At 70.7% G+C, this 21,000-nt stretch carries 21 protein-coding genes; 13 read left to right on the top strand and 8 right to left on the bottom strand.

Annotation, left to right across the window (positions count from 1 at the left end; all coding sequences use genetic code 11):
- Positions 1-52: 52 nt before the first annotated feature.
- A complete protein-coding gene (locus GA0070618_RS23440; RefSeq protein WP_088983553.1) occupies positions 53-1,285 on the bottom strand; it encodes a trypsin-like serine peptidase in 1,233 nt (410 codons plus the stop codon).
- Positions 1,286-1,519: 234 nt separating this feature from the next.
- On the opposite strand from GA0070618_RS23440, the gene GA0070618_RS23435 reads away from it, so the two are divergent.
- Positions 1,520-2,305 (top strand): hypothetical protein, encoded by a 786-nt coding sequence (locus GA0070618_RS23435; RefSeq protein WP_088983552.1) that lies wholly within the window; start codon positions 1,520-1,522, stop codon positions 2,303-2,305.
- A 17-nt stretch (positions 2,306-2,322) separates the two neighbouring features.
- Here GA0070618_RS23435 and GA0070618_RS23430 read toward each other — a convergent pair whose 3' ends face one another.
- From GA0070618_RS23430 to GA0070618_RS23420, 3 genes are all read right to left on the bottom strand, one after another.
- Entirely contained in the window at positions 2,323-3,078 is a 756-nt protein-coding gene (locus GA0070618_RS23430; protein WP_143740384.1) for a HEAT repeat domain-containing protein, read from the bottom strand.
- 43 nt (positions 3,079-3,121) lie between these two features.
- Complete coding sequence (locus GA0070618_RS23425) at positions 3,122-3,511, bottom strand: MmcQ/YjbR family DNA-binding protein (RefSeq protein ID WP_088983550.1); 390 nt, start codon at positions 3,509-3,511, stop codon at positions 3,122-3,124.
- Between the two features lie 187 nt (positions 3,512-3,698).
- A complete protein-coding gene (locus GA0070618_RS23420) occupies positions 3,699-4,220 on the bottom strand; it encodes a hypothetical protein (RefSeq protein WP_088983549.1) in 522 nt (173 codons plus the stop codon).
- Between the two features lie 180 nt (positions 4,221-4,400).
- Here GA0070618_RS23420 and GA0070618_RS23415 point away from each other — a divergent pair, with 180 nt between their 5' ends.
- Complete coding sequence (locus tag GA0070618_RS23415; protein WP_231931420.1) at positions 4,401-5,123, top strand: TOPRIM nucleotidyl transferase/hydrolase domain-containing protein; 723 nt, start codon at positions 4,401-4,403, stop codon at positions 5,121-5,123.
- Positions 5,124-5,368: 245 nt separating this feature from the next.
- Complete coding sequence (locus GA0070618_RS23410) at positions 5,369-7,096, top strand: alpha-lytic protease prodomain-containing protein (RefSeq protein WP_143740383.1); 1,728 nt, start codon at positions 5,369-5,371, stop codon at positions 7,094-7,096.
- Between the two features lie 129 nt (positions 7,097-7,225).
- Here GA0070618_RS23410 and GA0070618_RS23405 read toward each other — a convergent pair whose 3' ends face one another.
- The 4 genes from GA0070618_RS23405 to GA0070618_RS23390 are packed head-to-tail and all read right to left on the bottom strand — an operon-like array spanning position 7,226 to position 10,321.
- Positions 7,226-7,888 (bottom strand): amino acid ABC transporter permease, encoded by a 663-nt coding sequence (locus tag GA0070618_RS23405; protein WP_088983547.1) that lies wholly within the window; start codon positions 7,886-7,888, stop codon positions 7,226-7,228.
- Positions 7,888-8,592: an amino acid ABC transporter permease gene (locus GA0070618_RS23400; RefSeq protein ID WP_088983546.1), complete on the bottom strand. Its 705-nt coding sequence runs from the start codon at positions 8,590-8,592 to the stop codon at positions 7,888-7,890. The genes GA0070618_RS23405 and GA0070618_RS23400 overlap by 1 nt, the downstream gene beginning before the upstream one ends.
- Before the next feature lie 20 nt (positions 8,593-8,612).
- Positions 8,613-9,488, bottom strand: coding sequence for a substrate-binding periplasmic protein (locus GA0070618_RS23395; RefSeq protein ID WP_088983545.1), 876 nt, complete (start codon positions 9,486-9,488; stop codon positions 8,613-8,615).
- 53 nt (positions 9,489-9,541) lie between these two features.
- Positions 9,542-10,321: an amino acid ABC transporter ATP-binding protein gene (locus tag GA0070618_RS23390; RefSeq protein ID WP_088983544.1), complete on the bottom strand. Its 780-nt coding sequence runs from the start codon at positions 10,319-10,321 to the stop codon at positions 9,542-9,544.
- A gap of 321 nt (positions 10,322-10,642) precedes the next feature.
- Here GA0070618_RS23390 and GA0070618_RS23385 point away from each other — a divergent pair, with 321 nt between their 5' ends.
- The 10 genes from GA0070618_RS23385 (at position 10,643) to GA0070618_RS23340 (ending at position 20,968) form a co-directional block, all read left to right on the top strand.
- Positions 10,643-11,095, top strand: a complete 453-nt coding sequence (locus tag GA0070618_RS23385; RefSeq protein ID WP_157748994.1) for a cupin domain-containing protein — start codon at positions 10,643-10,645, stop codon at positions 11,093-11,095.
- A complete protein-coding gene (locus tag GA0070618_RS23380; protein ID WP_088983542.1) occupies positions 11,092-12,084 on the top strand; it encodes a flavin reductase in 993 nt (330 codons plus the stop codon). The genes GA0070618_RS23385 and GA0070618_RS23380 overlap by 4 nt, the downstream gene beginning before the upstream one ends.
- Positions 12,085-12,186: 102 nt before the next feature.
- Positions 12,187-13,224, top strand: a complete 1,038-nt coding sequence (locus GA0070618_RS23375; RefSeq protein WP_088983541.1) for an LLM class flavin-dependent oxidoreductase — start codon at positions 12,187-12,189, stop codon at positions 13,222-13,224.
- On the top strand, positions 13,224-14,693 hold the full coding sequence (locus tag GA0070618_RS23370) for an aldehyde dehydrogenase family protein (RefSeq protein ID WP_088983540.1): 1,470 nt from the start codon (positions 13,224-13,226) through the stop codon (positions 14,691-14,693). The genes GA0070618_RS23375 and GA0070618_RS23370 overlap by 1 nt, the downstream gene beginning before the upstream one ends.
- Entirely contained in the window at positions 14,690-16,324 is a 1,635-nt protein-coding gene (locus tag GA0070618_RS23365) for an amidohydrolase (protein WP_088983539.1), read from the top strand. The genes GA0070618_RS23370 and GA0070618_RS23365 overlap by 4 nt, the downstream gene beginning before the upstream one ends.
- Complete coding sequence (locus GA0070618_RS23360; RefSeq protein ID WP_088983538.1) at positions 16,321-16,608, top strand: NIPSNAP family protein; 288 nt, start codon at positions 16,321-16,323, stop codon at positions 16,606-16,608. Before GA0070618_RS23365 ends, GA0070618_RS23360 begins: the two co-directional genes overlap by 4 nt.
- Positions 16,609-16,622: 14 nt before the next feature.
- Entirely contained in the window at positions 16,623-18,461 is a 1,839-nt protein-coding gene (locus GA0070618_RS23355) for a helix-turn-helix domain-containing protein (protein WP_094977981.1), read from the top strand.
- A gap of 29 nt (positions 18,462-18,490) precedes the next feature.
- Positions 18,491-18,889 (top strand): hypothetical protein, encoded by a 399-nt coding sequence (locus GA0070618_RS23350; protein WP_143740382.1) that lies wholly within the window; start codon positions 18,491-18,493, stop codon positions 18,887-18,889.
- Between the two features lie 239 nt (positions 18,890-19,128).
- Entirely contained in the window at positions 19,129-19,956 is an 828-nt protein-coding gene (locus tag GA0070618_RS23345; protein ID WP_088983535.1) for a peptidoglycan-binding domain-containing protein, read from the top strand.
- Between the two features lie 49 nt (positions 19,957-20,005).
- On the top strand, positions 20,006-20,968 hold the full coding sequence (locus GA0070618_RS23340) for an exonuclease/endonuclease/phosphatase family protein (RefSeq protein ID WP_143740381.1): 963 nt from the start codon (positions 20,006-20,008) through the stop codon (positions 20,966-20,968).
- Positions 20,969-21,000 lie beyond the last annotated feature (32 nt).

Genomic DNA, 21,000 nt, shown 5'->3' with positions numbered 1-21,000 from the left:
ACGGGCCGCCGGGGGCGCGTCGCGCACCCCAGCGGCCCGTGGTCGACCGTGGTCAGCCGTTGTTGTCGATCAGGCTGGCGATCTCGTTGTAGATCAGGTGCGCCTTCGCACCCTGGTTCGACGGGCAACCGCCGAGGTGGTGCAGGGCGATCACCCGGTGGCTGCCGTTCAGCACCGGCGAGCCCGAGTTGCCGCCGGAGGTGTCACAGCTGTAGCTGATGTTCCAGGTGTTGTAGTTGGCGTTCTTGACGGTGCAGTTCGCGCCGTTCTGGGCGTCCTCGAAGATCGACAGTCGCTTCGGGCTGCCGTCACCGTGCCCGGGGATGTACATCCGGGTGCCGGTGGTGGTGGCGGTCGTCGCCAGGTACAGCGTGCCGAACCCCTGGATGCTGGTGAAGTTGTTCACCGAGTACAGGGCGTAGTCGAGCTCGCCGGAACCGCCGGTGCTCACCTTGTAGAGGGTGGCGCCGCTCACCTTGGTGCCGGCGCCCGGGTTCGAGCCGCCGCAGGTGGCGCACTGGTAGTTGAACTGCGTCTCGCTGGCGCTGACGGCGGCCTGCGTCGAGAAGCAGTGCTTGTTGGTCAGCAGGCGGTTGGTGTTGCCGACCCGCCAGGCGGTGCACATGCCACCGCCGCTCATCAGCAGCCGCGCCACCGCCCGGCCACGGGCGTACTCGGTGGGGTGGCTGGCCTGGTAGCAGACCACGTCGCGACGGGCGTCGGTGCTGCACACGGACTGCGTGGAGAAGTTGTACTGCTTGATCTCCGCGTGGTCGTAGCCGCGCCAGAACCGGTCGATGGTCGCGGCGTCACCCCGGCCGGAGCGGCTGCCGTGCAGCGTCACCACGGCGGTGTCACCCTCCACCGACATCGCCCAGAAACCCGGCTGGCCGTCGGTGGTGTAGTCCGAGCCGGTCGCCCGGTCCAGGTCGCGGTCGTACCGGTAGCTCTCCCGGCCGTCGGGGCTCGCCACGGTCACGTACTCGCCCTGGGCCAGTCGCAACGAGCTGAAGTGCACCTTGACGTACGACGCGCCGGGATGCCGGATGATCTGCGTCCGACTGTCCCGGGCCCGGGACAGCGAGCCGTCGACGGTACGGAGTTCCCCGACCGTGGTGACGCCCTCGACCGAGAACTGCTCCGACTCGGGTGCCCGCTCGGACTGCGGTGCGAGAGGCTGCACCGAGGCCGCCTCGGCGGCGGGCATCGACAGCAGGCTCAGCCCGAGTGTGCAGGCGCCGAGCGCGACCGCCGCCGTTCGCAGGCGGCGCAGGGTCTTCTTCATCGTCGCTCCTCCCCAGGAACCAGCACCAGACGTGCTTGCAGCCTTCATACACGAGTGAACAGAGACATGCAAATGTATCGATGACTGTAGGCGTGGGGATGCCGCACCGGGCCGGGCCGCACCGTTGAACAGCGCCGCCGCCCGGCATACCATCGCCGTCATCGGTGTCGCGACCCCGGCGGCGGCCACGGCCGTACGGGCTGAAACGTCGACTCTTCACGAAGGGACGACGGCATGCACCCGATGCTGCGCCGGCTGGACGAGCTCGCGACCCACCTCGCCACCCGGCCGGACACGGTGGCCCTCCTCGGCCTCGGTTCGGCGGGGAACGAACACGATCGGCTCGACGCGCACTCCGACCTCGACTTCTTCGTGGTCGTCGCCGACGGCGCCGTCTCCCGCTACGTCGACTCAATCGACTGGCTCGCGGCGCCCTGCCCGGTGGCGTACAGCTTCGTCAACGACCGCAACGCCCGCAAGGCGCTCTACGCCGACGGCATCTTCGTCGAGTACGCGGTCTTCACCGTCGACGAGGTGACCCGACTGCCGTTCGCCGGCGCCCGGATCATCTGGCAGCGTCCCGACGCGCCCGCCGGGCTCGCCGAGGGCCGGAATCGTCCGGCGGGCCCACCCCACGACACGCCCGCCTTCCACCTGAACGAGGCGCTGACCAACCTCTACGTCGGCCTGCACCGCGAGCTGCGCGGCGAGCACCTGTCCGCGTCGCGGTTCATCCAGTCGTACGCCGTGGACCGGGTGCTCGCCCTGCTCCGGCTCACCTCCCCCGACGTCACCCACCGACGCGACCCGTTCGATCCCGCCCGACGGGTGGAGCAGGCGTATCCGCCCGGGGCACTGCCACTGGCCGCGATGGTGCCCGGCTACCGGGCGAACCGTGCCGCCGCCCAGGTCGTCCTCGAATGGCTGGAGGAACGGTTCCCCGTGGATCCGGTGATCGCAGCCGCCATTCGGCACCTGCTGGAGACCGAGTCCGACCGTCACCCGGAAGTCCTCACGTGACCGGGTCGACGGGCCGCTCAGCAGCTCTTCGACGTTGACGCCGACACCTCGGTGAGCTGTAGACGCGCGCGAAGCCGTCGCGCCTCGCGACCCCGGTACGCACGCAGGGCGTCATTGAGAGTGTCGCGTACGTGCGGATCGGGATGGTCTACCAGGTACGCCAATTCCTCGGCGCCACCGCGCCGGCCACGACCCAGCTCCCACAGCACGTCGATGATCTCGTCAGCGGTGCCTGCCGTCCGTAGCTGGGCCATCAGCTCGCCCTTTGGCCTGGGCGGGTCGTTGTACGGGAACCGGCGACGCAGCCTCGCGACGTTGCGGGCTCCGCGCGGCAGGCAGGCTGGACACGGGCAGGGCCGCCGGCCGTGAGCGCCCGGCAGGTACCGCCAACCGACTCCCTGTGGGACGTCCCGGATCCGGCGTACCTCGGCGGTGGTGACCGCGCGGGGCACGAACACCTCGCAGCCGCGCGGGTCGTCCAGCCGACGCACCGCCGCGACCGCCTGCGCGGCGGTCACCGCACGTGGTGGGGCACCGTAGTGCCCGACGGTCACCGGCTCGTCGTCGGGCAGCCGCAGATGCACCGCGACCAGTACGCCGGAATGCCAGCGCCGCAGCTCACGCACCCACTGGTAGGTGAGGGTGAACGAGGGCAACACCGGCATGCAGTAAACGCCCCGTCCGCCGGCGTGCCCGGCGCTGCGCGCCGCGATTCCCGAACGCTGGATGCGTCGAGCCGACCGTGCTCGGGTGATGTGCACGAAGTCCGCCATCGCCACGGATGGTAGCCGGCTGCCGGACGACCGTGGTCACGATCTATCCGGGACTCGACGAACCTGTGGCGACGTCGAGGTCGGCGACGAGCGAGTCCGGGGCACGCATGTGCCACGCGTCGGTGACGAGTTCCGCCAGGCGGTCGACGTCCACCCGTGCCAGCCGCAGCATGACCAGGGGCAGCCCGTCGTACGCGGGCGTCGTGAAGAAGACCTCGGGCTCCCCGAGGAGCAGAGCCTGCTTCTCCGCTTCGTCGCCGACGTAGAGCACGGCGATGTCGGTGCGGATGAGGCGCGACGTGCCGGGTCTGCGTTCGGGGTAGGACCAGACGAACCCCTTGTCGGCGACCCGGAAGTCGAAGCCGTCACTGTCGATCTCGGCCACGTGAGGCAGCGCCAACGCCAGGCGACGGACGTCGTCGGCGTCAGCCATCGAGGTTGCTCCAGAACACCGCTTTCCGCACGCGCAAAGGCTACATTCCGCCACCGACATCGCTCGACACCCGCATCCGAACGGGGGCGGTCTCGCGGGTCGGCGGTTCACCGGGGCTGCCGCAGGCCAGGTCGGCCCCGAGGGCCTGATCGGTCAGCGAGGCGAGACGGCCTTCCCTCCTCGTCGATCAACCCTCGACAAGGCCGTCGAGACGACGCAGTACCGCCTGGGGTAACTCATGCGCCTCCAGGCGGTAACCCCGCCAACGATCCTTCGAGTCGTCCTTCATGGAGGCGCTGAAGCGGTACCGACCGCGGCTGTTGGGGGCACCGAGTGTGGCCTCATAATCCCTGCTGGGAATGAGCCATGCTTTCATCACCGCGCCGTGAACAACGTCGATCGCGACGAACAGCATGTCCAGGTTCGGCCGGGGAGCGAAGGTCTGGGACCGGACGAACGCAACGAATCCTTCGGACTGGACGCGTTTGCTGTCCGACATCCGCGCCTTGACCTGCACAGCGAGCGTCGCAGTGGACCCACGGCGGTGGAACACCAGGTCGACGCCCTCGTCATCGACGAGTGAGGTCGAGACGTTCAGGACGCCCCGGGTCGCCAGGATGCAGAAGGCGGCGATGAGATGCTCGGCGGCCTTTCCCATCCGGCTGGCGTCAGCCGACTTCGCCGTGTAGTCGTCCTCCTCCGGTTCCATACCGCACACGGTAACGAGGACGGCCGGCGGCGTACGGCCGCCTCCCGCCGCCGACCACAGGCGGGACTGGGCGCATCGGATCGCACGGGCCGCCCGGCGGTACGGGTACCGGGCCTGTCGCCGAGATGTGCCCCGGAAATCCCTGGTTGGCGAGCATCCCCATCACCGATGATGGCAGCCATGGCTACGCTCGACGGGCGGACAGGACGCCAGGGCAAGTCACCCGCCGGACCAGCAACCGCCATGGTCACCGACCGCCGTGAGCTTGTCCGCAGGTCGCTCGACGGCTACGTCAGCGGCCCCGACGCCCCGACCCTGGCGACGGCCCGCGCCCTGGCGAAGGTCGACGACGCGGTGGCCGTGGTGCTCGTCGAGGGCATCAGCGACCAGATCGCCGTGGAGACAGCCGCTGTGGGTCGCGGCCGGGACCTCGCGGCGGAGCGGATCGTGGTCGTGCCGATCGGCGGGGCGCACGCGATCGGCCGCTTCCTGACGAGGTCGGGCCCGCTGGGCGCCCGGGTACGGCTCGCCGGCCTGTGCGACCTGCGTGAGGAGGATCTGTTCCGCCGCGGTATCGCCGCCCGGGTCGGCGCGACCCCCACCCGCGCCGAGATGGAACGCCTCGGGTTCCACGTCTGCGTCGACGATCTGGAGGACGAGCTGATCCGCGCCGTGGGCGCCGCCGAGGTCGAAGCACTCTTCGACTCGCAGGGCGACCTCGGGTCGTTCCGCTCGTTGCAGAGCCAGCCGGCCTGGCGCGGCCGGCGGCCCGAGGCGCAGATGCGGCGGTTCCTGGGCAGTGGCTCGCGTCGCAAGCTGCGCTACGCGCGACTGCTCGTCGAGGCGGCGGTCGGCCGGGATGCCTTGCCTCGGCCGCTCGACGCACTGCTCACCGCCGTGTGACCTGCCCGGTCGTCCGGCCCTCGACCGGTCCGTCATCCGGCCGGATCGACACCGCCGGGCACCGGTGCCGCCGGATCGTAGGGCGCCCGGGGTCCGCTCCCACCATGGGCCGGGCGGCTCGGCGACGAGCCTGATGGATCGGCCGGGACGGGAACCCGACAAGATCTGTCCACTGCCACCGTCGAAAGGTTTTCATTGCCGGGCGCCGGGTCACCGCCCGGCGCGTCTTGGCGAGGAGGCCTTGGGTGCGGAGGATCGCGGTGGGGTGGCTGGCGGCGTTGAGCGTCGCGGGCACGATGCTGGTGGGCGCGCCGGCGGCGGCACAGTCGGTGCCGGACGGCGCGGCGCTGGAGGGGATGAAGGTCCGGCTGGACCGTGCCGCCAGCGTTCCGGACGAGGTGACCGGCTGGTACGCCGACGTGGACGGACAATCACTGGTGGTACAGGCGCTGCCGGGTGGAGCCGCGACAGCCCGGCGGTTCGTCGAGAACAACGGGACGCCGAAGCGCGCGGTGCGCGTCGTCGAGGCTGCCGGGCGCCCGCAACAGGAGTCGGACCGGCTGGGCGCCGGCCACGGTTACCTGATCGGCGGGACCGCCGGCTGCACGACCGGGTTCGCGGTGACGGAGAACCTCACCGGTGACGCCGGGTTCCTCACCGCCGGGCACTGCGCGCTCGAGACGCCTCCGGGGGCGCTCACCGCGGATGGCCGGCCGCTGGGCGTCTGGGGCGGCTACTCCTTCCCGTACGTCGACATGGCCTGGGTACGCACCTACACCGACTGGCGCCCGACCGCCGAGGTGCTCGGCCTCGGCCCGGTCGACGGCGACGAACCCGCTTCCGAGGGCACCACGGTCTGCCGTAGCGGCGTCACGACCGGCGTGCGGTGCGGGACCATCCTGGCCAAGAACGTCACCGTCATCTACCACGGCACGAACGGCGGCCCGGACAAGGTGATGACCGGCCTGACGATGACCGACGCCTGCTCCGAGCCGGGCGACTCCGGTGCCCCGTACGTCGCCGGCGACCAGGCCCAGGGCATCCACTCCGGCGGCACCGACCTGTTGTGCGACGACGAGGACGACCGGTCGTACTTCCAGCCGATCCGCCCGATCCTGCACACCTTCGGTCTCAGCCTGACCCGCTACTGGCAGGGCTGGAACGAGGTGCCCGGCGGGCAACTCGTCGCCTCGAGCCCGGCGGTGACGACCTTGGCCGGCGCCGAGCACGTCTTCGCCCGCCGCGCCGACGGCCAGATCATCCAGAACGTCCGCACGGGCACCCAGTGGTCGGGCTGGTCACCGGTGCCGGGCGGCCGCACCACCCCCAGCGCGCCGACGGTCACCGTCCACAACAACATGCTGTATCTCTTCGTACGTGACACCGCCGGCCGCATCTACGTCAACACGTCCACCGGCACGGCGTGGTCCGGCTGGGCCGAGATACCCGGCGGCGGCACCACCCCGAGCGCCCCCACCGCCGCCGTCGTCGGCGGGGAGCTGCACCTCATCGTGCGGGCCGGCAACGACAAGCTCGTCGAGAACGTCCACAGCACCACCGGCTGGTCCGGCTGGAACGTGCTGCCCGGCAACGGCAGCACCCCCGACGCGCCCGCCGTGACCGAGTACAACGGCACGCTGCGCCTGGCCGTACGCGCCGTCAACAACCTGATCTACCTCAACACCTACGCGGCCGGGGCCTGGACCGGCTGGATCCCGGTGCCCGGTAACGGCTGGACCGCCAGCCCACTCGGCCTGGCCAGTTACGACGGCCTGCTGCGCCTGTTCGCTCGGGGCGGCAACGACCAGCTGTTCACCATCGCCTCCCACGGCACCACCTTCAACCGCTGGACCGAGCTGTCCGGCAACCGCCCGACCCCGAGCGGCCCGGCCGCCAACGTCTACGACGGCGACCTGCACCTGTTCGTCCGCGGGCTGGACAACAAGGTCTACGTCAACACCGGGCGGGCCTGACGTCGCGGGGCCGTTGCCGCCGGCTCCGTTCCCCGTCTCCCCGGGCATGCGGTCACGACCCCGTCGGCAACGGCCCCGCCGGACCCGGCGATGCCCCCGTCCGGGTGGACGGGGGCATCGCGCACCGTGCTACGAGAACACCGGCATGGTCTGCCGGGCCGTACGCTTGCGCCACCGGTCCTCGGCCGCCTTGACCAGGAAGGTCAGCGGGACGGTGAGCATCAGGTAGGTGACGGCCAGCGCGACGACCACCGGCAGCACGTCGTACGTGCGGTCCATCACCGAGCGGCCGGTGTGCAGCAGTTCGGGCAGGCCCACCGCGGCGGCGATCGCGGTCAGCTTGGTCAGCGCGACGAACATGTTCAGGCTGGGCGAGGTCAGCGCCGACACCAGCTGGGGGAAGATCACCTTCCGGTACGTCTGGCTGGTCGTCAGCCCCAGCGAGTAGGCGGCCTCGAACTGGCGCGGGCCCACCACCTGGACGCCCGCCCGGACGGACTCGGCCCAGAAGCCGGCCTGGGTGACGCCCAGCGCGAGGACGGTCGCGGTGAACGGGGTCAGTTCCACCCCGTGCGCGGTGATGCCGTAGAACAGCAGGTAGATCGCCAGCAGCTCCGGCAGGCTACGCAGGACGGTGCTGACGAAGAACTGCGTCTCCCGCAGCCAGCGACGCCGGCTGAGGCCGGCCATCCCGAGCCCGGTGCCGAGGACGGTGCCCAGCAGCCAGGCCGCCGCGCTGACGGCGATCGTCACCGGCAGTGCCTCGGTGACGAGGCGGACGTACAGGTCCATCAGCCACCCACCCCCGTCGCGGCCGATTCGGCGGCGGGTCGGGCCCGGTCCGTCCGCGACCGCCTCCGGCGCTGGCCCGGGCCGCCCTCGGCGAGCCGTGCCAGGTAGGACACCGGGATGTTGATGGCGAGGTAGATGACCCCGACGAGCGCGTACACCTCGAGGGGGCGAAACGTGTCGATCATGAGCTGGTTCGCGTGCAGTGTCAGCTCCGGGACGGTGATGATGGAGGCCAATGCGCTGCCCTTGACGATGTAGATGAACCCGTTGACGGCGTGCGGCACGGACGGCCGTCGGATCCGGGGCAGGATCACCAGGCGCAGTGCCTGCCGGCGCCGCATCCCGAGGCTCGCCGCCGCCTGCCACTGCCCGATGGGTACGGACTGCAGGAGGCCCTTGAGGACCTCGGCGACGTACGCGGCCTCGTTGACGACGATGGCGATCACCGCCAGCTTGAAGGCGTCCAGGCCGAGCCCCGAGAGCGCGGGTCCGAACCCGAAGTACAGCGCCGCCAGGAGCACCGGCAGTGGGATGCTGCGGAACACCTCGACAAAGGTCCCGGACAGCCAGCGGACCCACCGGCGCGGGCTGATCCGCGCCACGGCGAGCGGTACGGCGATGACGATGGTCAGCACCGTGCTCAGGGCGACCAGTTGGAGGGTCGTCCAGAGACCCTCCAACAGGAAGTCGAGCCATTCAGCCATCAGCGGAGGCCCGTCAGCCGTCAGGAGCAGTGCTGGGTCGGGCGCTCGGCCGGGGGCACGTACTCGGCACCACCGACGCCCCACTGCTCGAGCTGCTTCTGCCACTCCCCGGAGTCGACCAGCTCCTGGTAGACCTGGTCGATCGCGTCGGCCAGCCCCGGGTTGTCGCAGTTGACGTACTCGTAGGTGGCGGACTTCGACACGTTCGCGGGCAGCGAGAAGTCACCGTCGGCGAACGTGTGCAGGTTCAGCTCGGGGTGCGACTTGATGATGCCGGGTGCGGTCCCGGTCGAGCCCATGAAGGCCACCACCTGGCCGCCCAGCACCGCCTGGGACGCCTCGGCGTACGACGGGAAGAGCTTGACGTTGTTCTTCCCGTAGTAGGTGAAGAGGTACTCGTTGTACGAGAAGCCGTTCACCGAGGCGATCGGCTTGCCCTTGAGGCTGTCCACGTTCTCGTACGCCGTGGTCTTCAGGGTCAGCGCGCCGAGCCGGTCGGTGATGTTCGGGCGGGTGTAGAAGACCTGCTTGGCCCGCTCCTCGGTGTAGTAGATCCCGGTGCCGACGTCCGCCCGCCCCTGCCGTACGGACAGGATCTGCGAGGCGAACTCGGTGGGCATCGGGGCCAGCTTCAGGTTGTACTTCTCGGCGACCTTGGTGAGCAGGAAGCCCTCGTACCCCTCCAGGGTGCCGTTGTCGCCGGAGGCGATCTTCGGTAGGTAGCTCTCGGAGTAGGTGACCGTGAGGTGACCGGGCTTGATCAGGTCGAACGGCAGGTCGCTCGCGCCGGCCTCGTCGTCGGATCCGCCGCAGGCCGATACCGCCAGCAACCCGGCGAGCGCGACCACGGCGCCCAGCCGCCGCGCGCGGCGGGCCACACTGATTGTGATGCTCATCGATTCGTCAACTCCCTGGTGTGGTACCGGTCAGTTCTCTGGAACGACATCCGTCAGACCGCATAGCCGGAGCGCGACAGGGCCTGGAGGAACCGCTGGGTCCGAACGTGTCGTGGACGTTCGAAGACCTCGTCCGGGGTGCCGGTTTCGACGATCTGTCCGTGGTCCATGACCACCACCCGGGTTGCCACCTCGCGCGCGAAGCGCATCTCGTGCGTGACGACCAGCATGGTCGCCCCGGACAACGCCAGCTCGCGCATGATCTCCAGCACCTCGCCGACCATCTCCGGGTCCAACGCCGAGGTGGGCTCGTCGAAGAGCAGTACTTCCGGCTCCATGGCCAGCGCACGGGCGATCGAGACCCGCTGCGCCTGACCACCGGAGAGCGTCGAGGGCCGGGCCGAGGTGAAGTCGCGCAGGCCGACCCGTTCAAGCAGCGACCGGGCGCTCTCGTTGGCGGTCGCCCGGCTCACCCCCCGGACCTGGACTGGGGCCAGCGCGACGTTGTCGATGGCGGACAGGTGGGGGAAGAGCTCGAAGCTCTGGAACACCATCGCCGTGCGGGTGCGCAGCCCGCGAAGCGACTCCGATCGTGCCCTCGCCCGCGCTGCCAGAGGGAAGTACCGCGTCCCGCCGACGTCGAGCGTCCCGGCGTCGGGCAGTTCGAGCAGGTTGCAGCAGCGCAGCAGGGTGGACTTGCCGGATCCGCTGGGGCCGATGATGCACACGGTCTCGCCCGCGTCGACCGACAGGGACACGTCGTTCAGGGCGACGAACGACCCGTACGACTTACGGATGCCCGTGAGGGTGACGACCGCCTGCGTCTGCTCCATACGCTCCCGCCTCATCGCTCGCCCGGCGTGCCGCCCGGCGTGTCGCGGCTCTTGATAGGGGGCGAGTTTAGGTGAGGGGGACGTCCCCGCACCTCGCTGTAAGACAGGACACATCAGGGCCGGTTTCCTACCATCCGCAGGAACGTAGGGACCGGTGTACATCTCTGTCCGGAATCGGCTGAAGGAGCGTTGACCTGCCCTCTATAAGAGCGGACGGAGTGGGGCGGGCTCCGTACGGTTCCTATGAAGCCCCGGCCTTTCTTACCTCCTAACGTGGGTGCTCGCCCGCTGACGGCGGCGACAGGCAAGGGGAGGCAACGGATGGTGGGACCGACGGTCGACGACGTGGGCCGGGATCTGGCGGTCTTCCGTCGCGTCACCGCAGATCTGCGTCCGAGCGGCAACGAGATCTTCGAGGGTGGCCGCGTCGTCTCCTGCGACGTCGACCAGATCGCCGCATCCATCGCGGCGATGCAGACGACGCCGGTCCGGTCGGCCCTCGTGCATTTCGATCCCGGTGCCCGGACCCGGCTGCACACCCATGCCGGCGACCAGATCCTGATCGTCACCGAGGGACCGGGGCACGTCGGCCGGCCGGGCCGGGACCTCCGAGTGGACGTCGGCGACGTCGTGGTCGTACCGGCCGGCCTCCTGCACTACCACGGCGCCGGCCGCGACACACCCATGGCGCACCTGACGGTGCTCTTCGGAGTGGGCACCGAGCTGGCCGACGGACATCCGCACTGGCCACCGGCCGAAGGAGATGACTCGTGAACGACCCCCTACTCTTCCGGCGGACCATGGGCCGCTTCCCCACCGGCGTCACGGTCGTCACCACCCGCGACGCCGACGGGCGGCCGTGGGGAATGACCGCGAACTCGTTCACGTCGGTCTCGCTGACCCCGCCGCTGATCTCACTCTGCATCGACCGGAGGGCCGGCAGTTTCTCCGCTTTCTCGGGCTGCCGGACGTTCGGCGTCAGCATCCTCGGCGAGCACCAACAGGATCTCGCGGTCCGGTTCGCCACGCCGCTCGACGACAAGTTCACCGGGCTCGCCACCCGGGAGGACCACCCCGGCGCGATCCTGATGTCCGGATCGGCCGCCACCCTGGTCTGTTCCGTACACACCCGGGTCGACATCGGCGACCATGTCATGCTCGTCGGCGCGGTGCAGGAGTGCACGCTCGGACCGAGCGCCCCGCTCGGCTACTGCGACGGGTCCTTCTTCACCCCCAACGGCGGCACCGCCCCCGACGGCGTCGACACGCCGCTGAACGAGACGCGGCCGGGCCGGCAGATCCTCGTCGGTTGGCTCGTCGAGTACGAGTCCCGGATCCTGCTGTCCCGGGACAGGGCCACCGGCACGTGGCGCCTGCCGGTGGGGCCACTGCAGGCCGGGCCGACCATGTCCGAGGCCCTGATCGGTACGTCCCGCGCCGTGATGGGTCAGGTCATCGAGCCGGAGTTCCTCTACTCGGCGATCGACCTCAGCAAGTCCGAGACCTGCCACGTCTACCGGGCCCGGCCGAGTGTCGTGCCCCGGCAGACGCCGGACCTGCGCCTGTTCGCCGAGGGCGACATCCCGTGGGCCGACCTGTCCCACTCGTCGATGGAGGTGATCCTGCGCCGGTACTTCGAGGAACGCGTCAGTGACCGATTCGGCATCTTCCTGAACCTGGGCGCCGGCCGCATCGCCAAGATCGAGCACGAGTCCCCGTGGACCGACGACCACGCCGGGGAGTACGAGCGCTCCGCATCGTAGGTACTACACGAGCGGAAGGCTTCATATTCCGATGACTGAGCCGAAGAGAAGCACTCGCAACGCTCCTAGGCTCGCAGGAAAGCTACTAGAGATCGGACCGGCATGGACCTCGGACTCTTCCTTTCGTACCAGGCGAACAACGACGAGCAGTACTCGGGAATCTACGACCGCATGCTGGCGTACGCCGTCGCGGCGGACCGGGCGGGCTTCTCCCGTATCTGGGTCCCGGAGCACCATCTGGTCCAGTTCATGCCGGCCCCCTCGGCGCTGATCCAGGCCGCCGCCATCGCCCAGCACGTCGAGTGCCGGGTGGGCACGGCGGTGGTGGTGCTGCCGTACCACGCGCCGATCCAACTCGCCGCCGAGGTCGCGGCGACCGACCACCTGGTGAACGGACGGCTGGACTTCGGCGTGGCGCGTGGCGCGTACAAGTACGAGTTCGACGTCTTCGGCATCGACTTCGCCAGCAGCCTGCCCCGCTTCATCGAGGTGCTGGACTCGGTACGCGCGCTCTGGCTCAACGACGAGACCGGCACCTCGTTCACGGGCGAGTACGTCACCTTCGAGGACGCGTACGTCTGGCCGCGCCCCCGTCAGCTCCCCCACCCGCCGATCTGGCTCGGCGCCCAGGCCCCCGCAGCCGTCGAGGACGCCGCCGGGCGGGGCTACAACGTCCTCAACTCGCTCTTCCTCTGGGACGACGCCCACGCGTCGAAGGTCGTCGAGGCCTTCCGACGCGGGCAGGCGAAGGCGGGCCTGACCGGCCAGACCCAGCTCGGCCTGACCCGGTACGCCTTCGTCGTCGACGACGAGGCCGAGGTCGAGCACCGGCTCCGGGAGATCCTGGAGGGCTGGCGCATCCACCGACAGCTGCACGACTTCACCCAGAACGCCGACCCGCGCGGGGTGGTCCGGCCGGTGACCGGCCCGGACGAGCCGAGCCTGGACGACCTGCGGCGGGTCCTGCTGGTCGGCACCCCCGACCAGGTACGGGAAAAGCTGCGGTTCTACCGCGACGCGGGGGTCGACATCCTGAACCTGAACCTGACCTTCGGCGCCCCGCAGGACCTGACCCTGCGGTCGATCGAACTGTTCGGGGAGATCGCCGCATCGCTGGTCGAGGCCGGGGCGGCGGTCTGATGCGGCTCCACTCGCACCTGCCCGAGCACCTGCTCAGCCGGCTGATCCTCGGCTCCGAACTGGTCGACGTCGACCGCACCGACCTCGCCGAGATCACCGGCCCGGCGGGGGCGGCCACCTGGCCGGTCGCGGTCGCCTCGCCGGAGCACGCCCGCCGCGCCCTGGACGCGGCAGCCGCCGCCCAGTCGAGCTGGGCACGGACCTCCCTGGCCGAGCGGGCCAGTGTGGTGCGCGGCTACCGGGCCTTCCTCGACGCCGAGGCCGAGGCGCTGGCCATGCTGATCGTGCTGGAGAGCGGCAAGACCATCACCGACGCCCGGCTCGAGGTGGCGGTCGCCGGTGCCGTGGTGGACGAGTTGCTGGCCTGTGCCCCGACGGCCGTCGGAGCACACGAGGACGGCGACCGGACCGTACGGGTCACCACCCTCCGCGCGCCGGTCGGGCCGTCGCTGCTCATCACGCCGTGGAACTTCCCGCTCACCATGGCCAGCCGCAAGGTGGTGTCCGCGCTGCTGGCCGGCTGCACCTTCGTCCTCAAGCCGTCCGAGCGCACCCCGCTGACCGCGATGTACCTGGTGGACGCGCTGTGCCGGGCGGGACTGCCCACCGGGGTCGGCTCGGTCGTACCGTCGCACCGGTCCGCCGAGATCCTGGCCGGGCTGACCGGCGACCCCCGGTTGCGCAAGATCTCGTTCACCGGATCGACCGCGGTGGGCCGCGCCATCCTGCGGGCCAGCACCACGCACTTCCAGCGGGTGGGCCTGGAACTGGGCGGCAACGCGCCGGCGGTCATCTGCCCGGGAGCCGACCTGGAGGCGGCCGTCACCACCATCTGGCAGGCCAAGCTCTACAACAACGGGCAGGCTTGCACCGCACCCAACCGGGTGCTGGTGCCCGAGTCCGCCGCAGCCGATGTCTTCGCGCTCTTCCGCGCCGCCGCCACCGGCACCGCCGTCGCCGACCCGTGGACGGAGTCGGCCCGACTCGGTCCGGTGATCAGCGAGGCAGCCGCCGACCGGCTGCGGCGGCTGGTCGAGGCGCCGCACGGCGGCACCGTGGTCACCGGCGGCGTCGAGCCCGGCACGCCCGGCGCCAGCGTCCCCGCGACCGTCGTGCTCGCGCCCGACCCCGGCGCGGGGGTCTGCGTCGAGGAGCTCTTCGGCCCGGTGCTGCCGGTGGTCACCTACCCGGACGACGATCTCGGCGCGGCCCTGGCCCTGGCCAACTCCACCGAGTACGGACTCGCGTCCTACGTCTTCGGCGACGCCGCCCAGACCGATCTGGTCGCGGCCGGCCTCGACGTCGGCATGGTGGCGGTCAACCGGGGCAGCGTCTCGCACCCCAAGGCCGCCTTCGGCGGGGTGAAGCACTCCGGCTTCGGCCGGGAGAACGGCGTCGAGGGGATCGACGAGTTCCTCGAAACCCGGACGGTCCTGCGTCCCGTACCCGCACAGGAGTCCGCACGGTGAGCATCGCACCCGGCAACATGATCATTTCGTCCCGGCGGATCCTCACCATGGACGCCACGTCCCGCGTCGCGGCCGGGTCCGTCGTCGTCCGTGACGGCCGGATCAGCCAGGTCCTGCCGGCCGGCGCCGCGCTGCCCGCCGACCTGGCCGTGACCGACGTCGGTGACCGGCCGGTCCTGCCCGGCTTCGTCGACCCGCATGTCCACGTCGAGATGGCGGCGACCGCGATGTGGGGCGCCGTGGACTGCCACACCCCGCCCTGCGGAAGCATCGAGGAGCTGATCGAACAGCTCCGCACCCACGCCCACCTGCGTGAGCAGCGCGGCGGATGGCTGGTCGGCCAGGGCGGCCTGTTCGCCGGACGGCGCTTCGCCGAGCAGCGCCTGCCCACCCGCGAGGACCTCGACCGGATCAGCACGACCTTCCCGGTGGCGGTGCGCTTCGGCGCGCACGTGACCGTGGTCAACACGCACGCGCTGTCGCTGGTCGACGTGGACAGCCTGCCGGAGAGCGGTGACGCGTACATCGGCCGGGACGCCGCCGGGCGACCCACCGGCGAGTTGCACGAGCTGTTCTACGCCCTGCCGATCCCGGCCATGACCGACGCCGAGCTTTTCGAGGCCGTCGAGGAGACCGCCGAGCGGTACCTGACCCGGTACGGGGTGACCACGGCCGGCGAGATCACCAACACCATGACCGGCGTACGACGGCTGTCGGAGCTGGCGGGCACCGGCCGGCTGCCGGCGTCGGTGGACGCCTTCGTGTGGGCACCCGGCACGCTGCCCCTGGACGAGCTGTTCGTCCGGCGTCGCGCCGGTCGACTCGACGACCCGGCCAACCCGGCCTTCCGGTACCGGGGCATCAAGATCTTCGTCGACGGCGGGTTCTCCGCCGCCGGAGCCGCCGTCCTGCGGCCGTACGCGCAGCTACGGGACGGGGTGCCCCAGTCCGGCCGGATCGCGTACGACGCCGGGGACCTCGCCGACCTGATCCGGACCACCGACGACCTCGGCCTCCAGCTGACCGCGCACGTCAACGGCGAGCGCGCGCAGCGTGAACTGTGCCAGGCGGCGGTCCAGGCGCGCGGCGGCGCCGGGAACGGACAGCTGCCGGTCCGCCTGGAACACGCCGGGAACGTCCTCACCGACGACGTGACCCTGGACCACTGGCACCGAGCGGGTGCCGTACCCGTCCCCCAGGCCGGGTTCATCTACACGATGGGCAGCTTCATCCCCGAGTCGATGGGCGGGTACGCCCGGCCGGCCATGTTCCGCTTCCGCGACCTGATCGACCAGGGCTGGCGGGTCTGTTCCAGCTCGGACGGCGCCGGTTCCGAACTACTCCAGTTCAATCCGCTGTTCGGGGTGCAGTGCGCGGTCACCCGCCGCTCGTGTGTCGGGCAGGAGGTCAACCCCGACCAGCGGATCACGGTGCTGGAGGCCTTGGCGATGCACACCTCCTCCTCCGCCACCGCCATGGGCCTGGCCGACCGGGGCTCGATCGAGCCGGGCAAGCGGGCCGACCTGGTGGTGCTCGCCTCGGATCCACGGGACGTCGCGCCGGACGCGATCTCCACGATCGGGGTGGACACCGTCCTGGTCAACGGCACGGTGGTCCGGAGCTACCGGTGATCGCGGAGTTCCGCACCTACCGGTGCGCGGCAGCCGACCTCGACCGGCTGGCGGCGCGGCTGCACGCCGCCGCCGTACCGGTGCTGACCGATCTCGGCGCGGAGGTGCTCGGGCCGTGGAACCGGATCCGACCCGAGGGCGGCGAGCTGCGCTACGTGGTGCACTGGCGCGACGCGGCACACCAGGAACAGGGTTGGCTAGAGTTCGCCAGGGACCGCCGGTGGATCGAGGCCAGACGCAGTCCGATTGCCATCACGATCGACCGGGATGTCTGGTCCGTGTGACTCAGGAGGGTGCGGTGGCTTCGAGGAGCGCGGACGGCGGCACCGACACGGTGGAGCTGCTGCAGAGCCTGCGCCGGATGGCGACCAGCGTCAACTCCGACCTCAAGCTGGACAGCGTGCTGCAGACCGTGGTCGACGCCGTCTGCGACCTGACGCTGTGGCAGATCTGCTGGATCGACGTGGTGGACCTGGCCGCCAACCAGGCCGAGGTGGTCGCGCGGCGGGACAAGCTGGAGTACAGCGCCGCAGGCCGGCAGACCCGCTGGACGCTGGACGGCATTCCCGCCCTGGACGCGGTCACCAGCGGTGAGCCGGTCGTCATCGCCGACGCCCAGCAGCAGCAGCGGTATCCCGCGTACGCGGTGGACGCCCGGCACCGGGGCTACGTGTGCGGGGTGGTGCTGCCGCTGGCCGCTCAGGACGTCGACGGACGGCCGATGGTGCTCTGCGTCCAGAGCGACCACCACCTGACCGGGGACCCGCACCAGCTGCCGTTCCTGCGGACGGTGGCCGAGCTGGCGTCCCTGGCCGTGCGCAACGCGCGCCAGGCCGCCGCCGCCCAGGCCGCGATGAACACCATGGCGCGCGGCCAGGCCATGCAGGCGTCGGTGCTGGAGGCCCTGATCCGGGGCGAGAGCTCCGCCGCCGTGTACGACCTCGTCCAGTCCATGACCAACGAGTCCATGACCATCCTCGACGGCGACGCCCGGGTGGTCTACAGCGGCACCAGCCCCGCCCCGGAGCGGTACGACGCCGGCACCTGGGCCGGCGTGGTCGGTGACGTCACCCGGGCCGCCCTCGGCGCCATCGCCCTGGACGAGTACGAGCAGGCGGTGCCGCAGAGCCCGGTCCGGATCGACGCCCTCGGCGAACGGGACGTGTGGCTCCGCGTCACGCAGGTCGTCAGCGGGGCGAACGTGCTGGGCACCGCCGTGTTCCTGCGCACCTCGGCCGCGACGTACGAGCCGACCCACCCACCGCTGTCCCAACTCCGCTCGGCCGTCACGGCGGTGCTGATGCGGGACCTGGTCCGGCATCAGACCGAGCAGGACCTGGGGATCGGCATCATCGATCCGCTGCTGTCCGGCGAGTGGACCCGCCGGGAGGACCTGCTGGTACGCGCCTCGTCGCTGGGACTGCCGCTGGATCGGCCCATGCACCTGATCGCCGTACGGGCGCAGCCGGTGCCGACCGTCTCCGAGTGGGAGTCGCTCATCCGGTCGCTCCGACCGGTGACCGGCCAGTGGCGTGGGTCGTTGACGGTACGCGCCGGTGCCGGCCTGGCCGTGCTGGTGCCGGCCGACTCCGTCCCGGAGGGGCAGCGGCTCACCAACGGCCTGCACGCCCTGCGCGCGCGGGCGGAGCAGGTGCTCGGCAAGGAGGTGACGGTCGGCCGCGCGGGCCCGTGCGTCGAGCTGGAACAGTATCCACGGGCGTGGCGGGAGTGCGAGCTGGCGGTCGAGCTGGCCGAGCGGCTCCAGCAGTACGGCGTGGTCCACCTCGACGACTTCGGCGCGTACCGCTTCCTGCTCGCCGCCTCGGCCGCCGAGGACGTCAACGACTTCATCGACAAGATCATCGGCAGGCTGTTGGCGTACGACCGCGAGCACCGGACCCAGCTCCTGGACACTGCTGAACGGTTCGTGGGCTGCGGCGGCAAGTACCAGGAGACCTCGGTCAGGCTACACGTCCACGTCAGCACCCTGCGCTACCGACTGGAACGGATCACCGAACTAATCGGGCGCGACCTGAACGACGAGGAGGCACGGTTCGAGATCATCCTCGCGACGCGTCTGTACCGGTTGCGGTCGGCCGCGCTGCGCGCCCGCGCCACCGACCGACCCACCGCCTGATCGGGGCAGGTCCGCTCGTCGGACCACGGGTGACGCGCCTCGCCCCGGCTCCCGCTCTCGCCGACAGCGCGGTGGACAACGCCGCGTGGCGGGGACGACACGGCCAGGACGGTCCCCTGTGGCTGGCTCCCCGGGACGATCCGAACACGGGCGTCCGCCCGGTGGATCTCCCGTCCGACAGCGACGCCTACATCGACGTACCGGACATGTACGACGTCTTCCACGTGGAGCACCTGGGCGGCACCTGCATGTTCCCCGAGGGAGTACGCGACGGCCTGTCGCCCTGGTACATCGAGGTCAGCAGACTGGGTGGCATCAGCTTCGGCGGTGACCAGGACATCGCCCTGGACCTCGACGTCGACGCGTTCATCGGCGACCGGAGCACCGCCGTGCTCGTCCCGGGAGCCGGTACCCCGGACCCGGCATAGGGTCGACCGCGCCCCGACCGGGTGGTCCCGCGCTCCACCGCACGGCGCGGCGCACATTCCCGGCACATCCCGGGCCCATTATCGACGAGCGTCTTGACGGCCCTTCCGCACGCGCCGATAGTCGGGCGAAAGCGACTCCAGGCCTTCCCGGCGGAAGAGTCGCACGGCTCCGGCACCCGCAGCGTCCGCACGACGTTCCACGCTGCCGACCGTCCACATCGCTCACCCACGGAGAACTTGTGATCACGAGAAGAAGTCTGCTCGTCGCCGCCGGCGCCGCCGTGGCCGCCGCCGGGCCGTTGGCCCGCCCGGTCTCCGCCGCGTTGCCTGAGGTCAACATGGAGGCGCTGATCAAGGCGGCGCAGATCGACCCGCGCCGCGCGGACACCGCCCTCACCGAGGGCGCCAAGGACAGCGTCCTGCTGGTCGAGCGCGCCCTCCAGGCCAGGGGGCTGCTGTCCGCCACGTACGTGGACGGGCACTTCGGCACCAGCACGATCGCCGCCTACGCCGCATACCAGCGGTCCCTGGGCTACACCGGCCTCGACGCGACCGGGCTGCCCGGCCCAACGTCGCTACGGCTGCTCGGCGAGGGGCGCTACACCGTCGTCCGGGCGATCTCGCCCGGCACCATCGTGAGCCTGCGCGGCGTGCGCGTCAACACCCGGACCAGGTCCATGCTGTTCGAGGCCGAACGTCTGCTCGGACGCCAGCTCAGCATCACGCAGGGGTCGTACAACACCGGGGTCGGCGCGTCCGCGGGCACCCACGACGGCGGTGGCGCCCTCGACCTGTCGGTGAGCGGGCTCTCCTCGGCCACCCGGACCGACATCCTGCGCCGACTGCGCACGGTGGGCTTCGCCGCCTGGCTGCGTACCCCGAGCCAGGGGGACTGGGGCTACCACATCCACGCCATCGCGCTCGCCGACACCGACCAGTCGACGGGCGCGCAGAACCAGGCCGGCGACTACTACCTCGGCCGCAACGGACTGGCGAACCGGGGCCCCGACGACGGTCCGGCGGTCAGCCCCAAGCGGACCTGGGAGGAGTACCAGCGGACGCTCTGACAGCGCCCCGCGATCCGACCCCGGCAGCCCAGAGCGTTCAGGAGGAACCTTGCCCATCCGTACCAGCCGCATCGTGCGCAGTGTCGTCGCCGCGCTCACCACGGTCCTCGCGACCACGGTGGTCGGCCTCACCGGCGCCACCGCCGCACAGGCCGCCGTGAACACCTCACCGAACTATCTGGTGGTCTACAACAACAACATCGAGAACTGGCTGCCGGCCTCCTGCGCCGACGGCCTCATCTGGGACCGGCTGATCACCTACATCAAGGCCCGGCCGCTGAGCCCCGACATCTTCACCGTGCAGCAGGTCTCGAACCAGACGCAGCTCAACGCCTTGACCCAACGCCTCTCCGACGAGCTGCCCGGCACCTACGCCGGACAGATCGCGATCGCGGACCCCGGCTCGATGGGCTACACCAGCACCTGCGGCAAGATGAAGAACCAGCAGACCAACGCGGTCGTCTACCGTTCCGACCGGTTCACCTACGAGGCCGCCACCCGCTGGCGGTCCGACGCCCCGGAGGACTACGACGCGGGCACCGGCCCGTGCCGGAACCTGGAACCCACCAGGAGCAGCCAGGACCGGGTCCACAACATCGCCGTCCGGTTGCATGACAGGGTCGCCGGCCAGGACGTCTCGGTGGCGTCGATCCACTGGCCCACGGACACCTGGCACGCGTCGGAGTGCGCGGACGAGAACATCCGGGAGGCCGACGAGGCGATGGACCGCCTCGGCGGAGACCTGAAGATCGTCGCGGGTGACACCAACGCCGAGCCCGACACGGCGGGCTGGTGGAACGACGGCAAGGGGTACGGGTACCGCGACCCGATCGCCGAGAAGTGCGGCAGCCGTAACTGCTCCTCGGCGTACGACACCCTGAACAGCCGGCGGATCGACTTCCTGCTGGTCAAGAGCGGCAACGGGTTCAGTAACGTCGCCACCGTCACCGAGACGATGACGGGCGGCGCGTACTCCGACCACCGGGCCGTCACCGCCTACGTCAACTACTGACCACCGGCGTCGTCGGCTGTCCGTACCCGCTG

The sequence above is a fragment of the Micromonospora echinospora genome, from assembly GCF_900091495.1.
GTDB classification, from domain to species: domain Bacteria; phylum Actinomycetota; class Actinomycetes; order Mycobacteriales; family Micromonosporaceae; genus Micromonospora; species Micromonospora echinospora.
Note: the sequence above shows the minus strand (reverse complement) of the source record. Positions and strands in the feature narration are given on the sequence as shown.

Excerpts from the sequence above, each read along its gene's own strand:
- GA0070618_RS23440 (WP_088983553.1), bottom strand. The coding sequence starts at position 1,285 with ATGAAGAAGACCCTGCGCCGCCTGCGAACGGCGGCGGTCGCGCTCGGC.
- GA0070618_RS23435 (WP_088983552.1), top strand. The coding sequence starts at position 1,520 with ATGCACCCGATGCTGCGCCGGCTGGACGAGCTCGCGACCCACCTCGCC.
- GA0070618_RS23430 (WP_143740384.1), bottom strand. The coding sequence starts at position 3,078 with ATGGCGGACTTCGTGCACATCACCCGAGCACGGTCGGCTCGACGCATC.
- GA0070618_RS23425 (WP_088983550.1), bottom strand. The coding sequence starts at position 3,511 with ATGGCTGACGCCGACGACGTCCGTCGCCTGGCGTTGGCGCTGCCTCAC.
- GA0070618_RS23420 (WP_088983549.1), bottom strand. The coding sequence starts at position 4,220 with ATGGAACCGGAGGAGGACGACTACACGGCGAAGTCGGCTGACGCCAGC.
- GA0070618_RS23415 (WP_231931420.1), top strand. The coding sequence starts at position 4,401 with ATGGCTACGCTCGACGGGCGGACAGGACGCCAGGGCAAGTCACCCGCC.
- GA0070618_RS23405 (WP_088983547.1), bottom strand. The coding sequence starts at position 7,888 with ATGGACCTGTACGTCCGCCTCGTCACCGAGGCACTGCCGGTGACGATC.
- GA0070618_RS23400 (WP_088983546.1), bottom strand. The coding sequence starts at position 8,592 with ATGGCTGAATGGCTCGACTTCCTGTTGGAGGGTCTCTGGACGACCCTC.
- GA0070618_RS23395 (WP_088983545.1), bottom strand. The coding sequence starts at position 9,488 with ATGAGCATCACAATCAGTGTGGCCCGCCGCGCGCGGCGGCTGGGCGCC.
- GA0070618_RS23390 (WP_088983544.1), bottom strand. The coding sequence starts at position 10,321 with ATGGAGCAGACGCAGGCGGTCGTCACCCTCACGGGCATCCGTAAGTCG.
- GA0070618_RS23385 (WP_157748994.1), top strand. The coding sequence starts at position 10,643 with ATGGTGGGACCGACGGTCGACGACGTGGGCCGGGATCTGGCGGTCTTC.
- GA0070618_RS23375 (WP_088983541.1), top strand. The coding sequence starts at position 12,187 with ATGGACCTCGGACTCTTCCTTTCGTACCAGGCGAACAACGACGAGCAG.
- GA0070618_RS23370 (WP_088983540.1), top strand. The coding sequence starts at position 13,224 with ATGCGGCTCCACTCGCACCTGCCCGAGCACCTGCTCAGCCGGCTGATC.